The sequence below is a fragment of the Treponema sp. R6D11 genome (assembly GCF_054786075.1).
Window position 1 is genome coordinate 1 of record NZ_BDHD01000835.1, and the last position, 486, is coordinate 486.

Annotated in this window: 1 protein-coding gene; it reads left to right on the forward strand. The window is 23.3% G+C overall.

Features of this window, described 5'->3' with window-relative positions; genetic code table 11:
- A partial coding sequence (locus ACYVTD_RS16390) for a hypothetical protein (RefSeq protein ID WP_461248733.1) occupies window positions 1-486 on the forward strand: 486 nt, incomplete at both ends.

Below are 486 nucleotides of genomic sequence, written 5' to 3' on the forward strand. Positions count from 1 at the left end.
GAAAATAATGGAAACAATAGAAAAAATGAAAACTGTGAAAATACTGAAAAAGAATTAGAAAACCAACTACATAAACAATTTGCAGAAAATGATAACAAACGAATTTCTACTTTTACATCTTTTATAGCTGGAATTATTGCATTATTTGGTGGTTATGGTTATGTATTTGTTAATACAAAAAACAGTGAATGTTGCTATAAATGTTGGAATTTCAATATACAAGAATTTTTATTAATGTCATTAGTTACAATAGGTATATTATTCTTTTTAGCAATATTGGCATTAAATTTAGGATATTCGCTTCGTAGAGATCATTTTATAGTTTATAATATTAGGGAGAAACGATATAAAACAAAAACAGAAATGGAAAAAATATTTGGGAAAATATATTCTCCATTTGAGAAAAAACGCTCTAAATTTTTACCTGATTTTTATAATTTGTTTTATTGGTTATTTTTCTTCTCAGAAATATTTATATTTATTACA